Origin of the sequence: Limnospira sp. (assembly GCF_051859755.1) — a bacterium.
GTDB lineage: Bacteria > Cyanobacteriota > Cyanobacteriia > Cyanobacteriales > Microcoleaceae > Limnospira > Limnospira fusiformis.
On sequence record NZ_JBIMLI010000174.1, the window covers coordinates 1 to 8,443 of the forward strand.

The 8,443-nt window shown below is 45.5% G+C and carries 8 protein-coding genes; 1 reads left to right on the forward strand and 7 read right to left on the reverse strand.

Annotated elements, in window-relative coordinates; translation table 11 throughout:
* On the forward strand, nt 1-182 hold a 182-nt coding region (locus tag ACTIE0_RS21255; RefSeq protein WP_439516978.1), incomplete at its 5' end, for a hypothetical protein.
* Here ACTIE0_RS21255 and ACTIE0_RS21260 read toward each other — a convergent pair.
* The 7 genes from ACTIE0_RS21260 to ACTIE0_RS21290 form a co-directional block, all read right to left on the reverse strand.
* Nucleotides 141-356: a nucleotidyltransferase family protein gene (locus ACTIE0_RS21260; RefSeq protein ID WP_006668483.1), complete on the reverse strand. Its 216-nt coding sequence runs from the start codon at nt 354-356 to the stop codon at nt 141-143. The two genes, ACTIE0_RS21255 and ACTIE0_RS21260, sit on opposite strands and share 42 nt — an antisense overlap.
* 353 nt (nt 357-709) lie before the next feature.
* Nucleotides 710-3,805, reverse strand: coding sequence for a type I restriction endonuclease subunit R (locus ACTIE0_RS21265; RefSeq protein ID WP_006668484.1), 3,096 nt, complete (start codon nt 3,803-3,805; stop codon nt 710-712).
* Complete coding sequence (locus ACTIE0_RS21270; RefSeq protein WP_006668485.1) at nt 3,806-5,026, reverse strand: restriction endonuclease subunit S; 1,221 nt, start codon at nt 5,024-5,026, stop codon at nt 3,806-3,808. It abuts the gene before it with no gap.
* On the reverse strand, nt 5,023-6,078 hold the full coding sequence (locus ACTIE0_RS21275) for a PDDEXK nuclease domain-containing protein (RefSeq protein WP_006668486.1): 1,056 nt from the start codon (nt 6,076-6,078) through the stop codon (nt 5,023-5,025). The genes ACTIE0_RS21270 and ACTIE0_RS21275 overlap by 4 nt, the downstream gene beginning before the upstream one ends.
* A complete protein-coding gene (locus ACTIE0_RS21280; protein ID WP_006668487.1) occupies nt 6,075-7,616 on the reverse strand; it encodes a type I restriction-modification system subunit M in 1,542 nt (513 codons plus the stop codon). The genes ACTIE0_RS21275 and ACTIE0_RS21280 overlap by 4 nt, the downstream gene beginning before the upstream one ends.
* Nucleotides 7,617-7,785: 169 nt before the next feature.
* The gene (locus tag ACTIE0_RS21285; protein WP_006623767.1) at nt 7,786-8,055 is read right to left on the reverse strand and encodes a type II toxin-antitoxin system PemK/MazF family toxin; all 270 of its coding nucleotides are present in this window, start codon (nt 8,053-8,055) and stop codon (nt 7,786-7,788) included.
* 21 nt (nt 8,056-8,076) lie between these two features.
* Entirely contained in the window at nt 8,077-8,337 is a 261-nt protein-coding gene (locus tag ACTIE0_RS21290; protein ID WP_006623765.1) for an AbrB/MazE/SpoVT family DNA-binding domain-containing protein, read from the reverse strand.
* Nucleotides 8,338-8,443 lie beyond the last annotated feature (106 nt).

An 8,443-nucleotide genomic window follows, 5' to 3' on the forward strand; every position in this document is an offset into this window, starting at 1 on the left:
GCAATTCGCGTCGGGTAGGCTTTCCCTTTTGTCGTCATTGGTGCAATAATCACCGTGGCAATATAAAGGTAGTCTCCTTGGCAAACTCTCTATTTTCAGCGATCGCAGCCAGCACGTCTCTTACTCTATTTTTCCAATTCCTAGAAGGCACGAATCGCCTCCTGAAAAACGGGTTCTCGTAGATCAAGTTTGAGGGAGTCGGGCGTACCTAGATCAACTGATCTTTCTAAAATCTCCTCTAGGTATCGTTTCAACCGGACAAAAGTGAATAACCCAACTGGACGATCAAACTCGACGAGCAGATCGACATCACTGTTTATGTGCGCTTCATCCCTTGCCACTGAACCAAAGATCATCAGAGACTTCACGCCAAAATTTTTTAGTGTGTTTTGGTGATTTGCGAGTAATGTCAGGGCTTCCTGTTTTCGCACGGCCTAACCTGCCAGAAAGAGACTTATTGAAAATTGTAGCGTATAACATTCCCTCTCGTGAGTGGTTATCGCGCCGTTGGGGTTTGGGTGATCAGGGTAGAGCGATCGCGATTGGTAAAAATCACAATCGCCCCAACTCCCGTAGATTCTGCAATTTCAACTCAAAATCTTCCACGTCGTAGGAGTAGAAGGGAATATGGCGATCCGGTCGGGTGCAGTGATTGGTTATGGGTTTTGGTACAATGGCTTCCCTATCGTTTTTTCGTGAATGGGTAGTCCTAAATCTGCCCGCCTACGTCTTTAAACTTCTCAACAAACGCCGAGATTTTCTGGAAAACGCTCTGCTTTTTGGTTTTGTATTGTGGATTAAGCGGACTCATTTTAGGCAGTGTTGAATTTAACTCAGTCCCATTCTCGCTGGCGAACTTGCGTTTCAGCGAGGCACTGATATAGCGTCGCGCCGCTTCTTCATTCAAGCCTTCTGAATGAATCAACTCATCTGCTTCGCGGGCTTGCTCGGCTTGGGCAAATTTAAAGAAAGCATCAATGATGCTCGCCTTATCTGCCATCTCATCGAGATTGGTTTGATTAATAAAATCTACAATCAGGCTTTCTTTGGCTCGATTGCCTAGGCTGGCTCGAATCAAGCGGCGCACTTCTTCGATCAACTCACCTTTATTTTGATTCTTTTTGTTTTGCTCAAAAATTAGCTCAAGAATGTAATCCAGATTTATTTCTTGGGATTTCAGCAAATCCACTTCAAACACCACATCATCCCAATCGATCGCCAATTTTGCTTGTTCACCGTCCGCTTTTTCCCGGCGTAACCAGTCGCGGATATCGTTGTAGGTGGAGCGGTAATCTTGAATGGTGCGATCGCTCGGAATTTTGATCGCTTGCAGTGCCGTCAGGTCTTCATCAGTTAAATAGTGTTCCACTTTAAACGCTGCCACCGCCGCCGGGTCATTTATATCCACCTGTTGCAAGGCTTTCAGGCTGGCAAATTCATCGTAGTTTTGCAGCACATTTTCAACGCGCAAATATTCGCCAAATAGCTTGGCAAAGTCTTTTTTGTCTGTTTCTAAAAAAATCTCGTCGGGGTTGGGAAAACGCTCCTCTAATTCCGTGACTATTTCCAAAAAGCCGCGCCGTGCTTCACCCGTCACCGCATCCGTAAAGCCCTCCATATATTCCCTGTAGCTTTTTTCCAACACCACGTTTTTCGTGTTTTTATCGCCAAATAGGGTAATAGCGTCAATGGTGGCTTGTTCCAAATCGCGGAAGGTGACGATATTGCCAAAGGTTTTGGTAGCATTATAAATGCGGTTGGTGCGTGAATAGGCTTGCAGCAAACCGTGATAGCGCAGGTTTTTATCCACAAATAAGGTGTTAAGTGTGGGCGCATCAAATCCCGTCAGGAACATCCCCACGACAATCAGCAGGTCAATTTCTTGGGCTTTTACTTGCTTGGCGAGATCGCGGTAGTAGTTTTGGAAACCGTTGCTATCTACGCTGAAGTTGGTTTTAAACAGGGCGTTATAGTCAGCGATCGCCGAGCTTAAAAATTCTTTGGCGCTGCTGTTCATAGCTGATACATCAAAGCTTTCATCCAAAATTTCCCCCACGGCTTCTTGTTCTTCATTGGCTGCAAAGGAAAAAATTGTCGCGATTTTCAAAGGTTTCTCGCGGTCTTTTTGCAACTTATTAAATGTTTCGTAATACAGCTTGGCAGCGTCCACACTGCTCACCGCAAACAGCGCGTTAAACCCTTTGCCGCCCCCTTGCAAGCGGTGGGTTTTTTGGCGGAAGTTCTTCAAGATGTATTCAGAAATCTCGCGAATGCGATCGGGGTGTAACAGGGCTTGTTTGTTTTCGGCGGCGCTCAGTTTTTGCTGGTCTTGCTCCGTTTCAATCGCTTTGAACTTGGGACGAACATCGTTGTAGTCCACCTTGAACTTCAGCACTTTTTCATCACGGATCGCGTCCGTGATTACATAGGAATGCAATTCACGACCAAAGACGCTGGCGGTGGTGTCTGCGCCCAGGGCGTTTTGCGGAAAAATGGGCGTCCCAGTGAATCCAAACTGATAAAACCGTTTAAATTTTTTCCGTAAGTTCTTCTGCGCCTCACCAAACTGGCTGCGGTGGCATTCATCAAAAATAAACACCACTTGCTTTTTATAGATGGCTAGGTCGCTTTCGGTTTTCATCAGGTTATTGAGTTTCTGGATCGTGGTAACGATGATTTTATTGTCATCTTTCTCGAGATTACGCTTCAGCCCCGCAGTGCTGTCAGAGCCATTCACGCTATCGGGCGAAAAGCGTTGATATTCTTTCATGGTTTGGTAGTCGAGGTCTTTGCGATCGACCACAAAAAACACTTTGTCGATAAAATCTAGCTCCGTCGCCAGCCGCGCCGCTTTGAAGCTGGTTAGGGTTTTGCCGGAGCCGGTGGTGTGCCAGATATAGCCGCCGCCCTCAAGACGGCTCCAGTGTTTGGCTTGGTAGGCGCTGTTGATTTTCCATAAAATGCGCTCGGTGGCCGCAATCTGGTAGGGGCGCATCACCAGCAAGGTGTTATTTACATCAAACACCGAATACTTCAACAGGACACTGAGGAGGATGTTTTTCTCAAAAAAGGTGGCGGTAAAGTCTTTCAGGTCTTTAATCAGGGTGTTATCCGCTTTCGCCCAGTGCATGGTGAAGTCAAAGCTATTTTTATTGCGCTGGGTGGTGTTGGCAAAGTAGCGGGTATTGGTTCCGTTGGAAATAACAAACAGTTGCAAATATTTATAGAGGGAATGTTCGGCGTTAAAGCTTTCTTTGCTGTAGCGATGGATTTGGTTAAAGGCTTCACGAATTGCCACGCCGCGTTTTTTGAGTTCGATTTGCACTAGCGGCAAGCCGTTGACTAAGATGGTCACATCGTAGCGGTTGGCTTGGGTCCCCTTTTGTTCAAATTGTTCGATCACTTGTACTTTGTTGCGGGGAAGGTTCTTTTTGTCCAGCAGGTAGATGTTTTGAATGCGACCATCATCAAATACAAAATCATGGATATAGTTTTCATGGATTTTGCGGGTTTTCTCAATAATGCTGTCGCCCGGTTTATCTAGAAAGGTTTCTACAAAGCGCTGCCATTCGCTATCGGTAAACTGCACATGATTGAGGGTCTGCAACTGCTCGCGCACGTTGGCTAACATGGCTTGGGGTTTGGTTAATTTCGGCAGGTAATGATAGCCTTGATTAACTAAGTCCTGAATCAATTCGCGCTGTAAATCGCTTTCGCTTTGGTAACTATTGCTCTGCGGTATTTTGGTGTATTGATCCAGAATGATAAAGTTATTGGATTCGGCGATCGCCTTGTAGTTAGTCATCTATGCCTCCGTTTTGGGAAAGGTGAGCAGTAAGTCGCGATAATATTCGTATTGCTGTTGGCGCAATTCAATTTCACGGGGTAAGCCCTCGCGGATGGATGTGGTGAGGGTGTCGAATTTGTCGAGGATGGCGACGATGCGGGCTTGTTCGGCTAGGGGTGGAATAGGGATTTCAAAATTTGAAAATTCTTCTTTCGTGATGGTTTTTAGTGTGCTTCCTCTAGCGTATTCTTTCTCTATGTCAAACTTATTTTTAAGTTGATATGCAAAATATTTTTTATTTATATTTTCTTTGTAGCCAGTAAATATCGCTAAAGTTCTATCTACATAGCAGTCATACTGCGTTATCGCAACTCGTCCTATAGTGCCTTGTAATGTCACAATCACTGTACCTGCTTTGACAAATACACTTTTTGGTTGTGCTAATTTTGAAATTCTTTGCTTAGTTTCTTTGATTAAAGTGAAACCAAAATCAGAAACATCTGCAACCTGTACAAAAGGCATACTGCCTTCACCATCATACCAACCACTATTCCCATACGGCTGAGGAAATGAGCCTCGTCGGAATGTAACAATCTCTCCCAAAGTCTTCCACTCCGCTTCACCTTTTTCAAAAGTCAACAGCCGATCGCGGTAGTAGTTATATTGTTTTTGGCGATCGCTCAGTTCGGCGCTCAGTTCGGCGGTCAGTTCGGCGGTCAACGCTGTAAAAGTGTCCAAAATCCGCACGATTTCGGCTTGAATGGCAAGAGAGCGATCGGGGTTGTCTGGGCATGGAATGGGAACTAATCTTTTTTCAATTGAGCCTTTACTGACATGCATCATTGTCGATCCAGTGCCGTGTTCCTCCTTAAGCGCCTTCGTGTCCCAATCCAGCAAATAATAGAGATATTTCTTGTCGATGCTCTTTGCGTCGGGCACAACTTTCCAAATATGGTAATGGTAAATGACCTTATCGCCATCCCAAATTCTTGGCCCGAATGATGCAGACCATGCATATAGAAGATCACCTCTATCGCAATATTTATCTTCTTCTAGTTCTAAGTTTGAGTAATACCAATTGCTATTTGTGAAAAAATTGCCAACCCTTAAAACAGGATACTTACCTTGTTCTAGCAATTCTGCTTGTTTGTAAGCCTTGCCATTTATAAAGCGACAAACTTTACCCAACGGCTTCCACTCCACCGCCGCCCCATCTAACAACCTTTCCAGAAAACTCATCCCACACCTCCATCAAACCCCATCAATTCCCGCTCAATCTCTTCAATACTCGGCAATTGAGTTTGTAACGGAACAGGCAAAGATTCCAATAACTTATATTCCGCAATACCCATAGGCTGGCTTTTATCTCCCAAAGCATACTCAGCCACCACCTTATCTTTGCTTTTGCACAACAACAAACCGATCGTAACCCCATCCTCTTTAGCCTTCATTTGCCTATCCACCGCCGTCATATAAAACCCCAACTGCCCCAAATGCTCAGGCTTAAACTTGTCGGCTTTCAGTTCAATCACAACATAGCAGTGCAATTTCAGATGATAAAACAACAGATCAATAAAAAACTCCTCCTCACCCACTTGCAGCAACACCTGACGACCCACAAAAGCAAATCCTGCACCCAACTCCAACAAAAATTGTGTAACGTGCTTAACTAATGCCGCTTCTATTTCACGCTCCTGAGCCTCCTCAGTCAGACCCAAAAAATCAAAGCGATAGGGGTCTTTAATCGATTCACGGGCAAGATCGGAATCTGGCTTAGGCAAACGCTGCTCAAAATTAGAAACCCCATGACCCTGCCGCTCAATTAAGCGCGTTTCAATCTGCATCACCAGCACATTACGCGACCAATTGTTTTCTATAGCTTTTTGAGCGTACCAAATACGCTTTTCATTGTTGTCTAACTTATCTAAAAGTGCCAATTGATGATACCAGGGTAATTGTGCAAGCACCTCTTGCCCAAATTCAATATCTGTCCATGTATGGGCAAAGGCTCGCATATATTTAAGATTGCGTGGCGAAAAACCTTTCATCTGAGGAAATGCACTACGCAAATCATGGGCAAGGCGATCGATAACCTTCGCTCCCCAGCCCTGTTCAGCTTGCCGAGCCAAAATATCCCGCCCAATTTGCCAATAAAGCAAAACCAATTCACGATTAACGGCTAATGTCGCTTTTTGTTGGGCTTTATGGATTCGTTCCTTGAGTTCCCTCAACCAGATGTTATAGCCATCAGGCACATCGATCAAAGCAATAGGACGTTTTGATTTATTCATGCTTCAATCTCCGCCACGATCGCATCAATCTCAGCCCGCAAGCGATCAATCTTCGCCACAGTAGTTTTTAACTCAGCATTAAGCTGGGTAATATCAACTTTTTCGCGAGTATCCTTGGCTTCCACATAGCTACTAACCGACAGATTGTAATCATTAGCCGCAATCTCTTCAAAAGGCACCGATCGGGCAAAGTGATCAACGTTTTCTTTGCTATCAAACACCCCCATAATTTCGGCAATATGGTCATCGGTCAGGGTGTTATTATTCGTTTCTTTTTTAAACAAGCCACTAGCATCAATAAACTGGGTGGTAGAGTCGGGCTTGTCCTTAGATAGCACCAAAACCGTCACAGCGATGGGAGTACCGAAAAACAGATTAGGCGCGAGGGCAATCACCGTTTCAACGTAGTTGTTATCTACCAGATACTTTCTGATTTTGGCTTCCGCACCGCCACGGTAAAAAATACCAGGGAAGCACACGATCGCCGCGCGACCACTGCTAGATAAATAACTCAAGCAATGCAGCACAAAAGCAAAATCAGCCTTAGACTTAGGCGCAAGCACCCCCGCAGGCGCAAAGCGATCGTCATTAATCAGCGTCGGGTCATCACTCCCAACCCACTTCACGGAATAAGGCGGGTTAGAGACGATCGCATCAAAGGGCTTTTCATCCCCAAAATGCGGGTCAGTTAACGTATTCCCCAACTGAATATTAAACTTGTTGTAATTGATGTTATGCAAAAACATATTCATCCGCGCCAAGTTGTAGTTAGTATGGTTAATTTCCTGCCCATAAAAACCCTCTTCAATCCGGTGATCATCAAAATGCTTTTTAGCCTGCAACAGCAGCGAACCCGAACCACAGGCGGGGTCATAAATTTTATTAACACTGGTTTGCTGGTGCATGGCAAGCTGGGCAATCAACCGGGAAACCTGCTGCGGTGTAAAAAACTCGCCCCCCGATTTACCCGCATTAGCGGCATAGTTGGAGATCAGAAACTCATAGGCATCGCCAAACAGATCGATGTGGCTGGCATCAAAACCACCAAAATCCAGCCCTGCCACCCCTTTTAGTACCGCAGCCAGGCGCAGGTTTTTATCTTTAACCGTGTTGCCGAGGCGGTTGCTGGTGGTGTCAAAGTCAGCAAACAGCCCTTTGATATCTGGCTCGGAGGGGTAGCCATTGGCAGAGCTTTCAATCGCCGCAAAAATCGCAGCTAGGTCAGTGTTCAGGCTTTCGTTAGTGTTTGCACTAGCGGCGATGTTAGCAAACAACTGGCTGGGATAAATAAAGTAGCCTTTGGTTTTGATGGCATCATCTTTGAAGTCGTCAGGAATATCACTATCGGACAGCTTGGCATAGTCGATGCTGTCATCGCCGCCCTCGGCGTAGCTAGTAAAGTTTTCACTGATAAAACGGTAAAACAGCGTGCCGAGTACATATTGCTTAAAATCCCAGCCATCGACTGAGCCGCGCACATCATTGGCGATTTGCCAGATTTGGCGTTGCAGGGCGGCGCGTTGTTGGGTACTCGTCATTGTCCAAATTATGGTTCAAAGGTTTTGAATAATGGTCAGTGTGACCTCGGTTTTGTATTTTAGCAAGTATTAGGTATTATAATCCAGCGGTTCGAGATGTCGGGATACTCAAGGCTCACCATATCAGAGAGCCTCTGTGGGATTCTCGCACTGATGACCTAGGATTAGATCAGGGTAGAGCGATCGCGCCGTCCCTTGGCTCATTGGGAAAACATCTTTTTGACCAATCGAGCTTTATCGATGGTGTTTGGTCGAGAACAATTTGCCCTTCCTTACCCTGAAACTGGCAGGAAATTCGCGTCGGGTAGGCTTTCCCTTTTGTCGTCATTGGGGCAATAATCACCGTGGTAATATAACCGTTCATTTCATCCGGTGAGATAATCACACAGGGTCGTTTTTTCTGAATTTCACTGCCAATTGTGGGGTCAAGATTAACCAAAAAAACATCGAAATGCGATCGCTACCACTCCCATTCGCTTTGCTCCCAATCGGTACTGTTGACTGGATCGAGAAGAACATCATCTTGTTCTTTCGCCATTGCTGCAAAGGCTTGCTCCCAGCCTGTGCGTAACCGTCGTGCGTTGCGAATCGTGAGATGATCGCCCTCCACTTCGATTTCAACGTCTGTCTGAATACCACTTTGCTCTAAAAGCAGTTTAGGAATACGCACACCTTGGGAGTTGCCAATTTTAACGATTCGGGTTCTAATCATTTTGCTCATGCTGGGATGGCTTGAAAAGCAGGATGTAATTATAGCATTAGTCAAGGTGGTTAGGACGCAGCTTTGAGAACGGAATCCATGGCATCATGGAGAGAATCAAACTGCT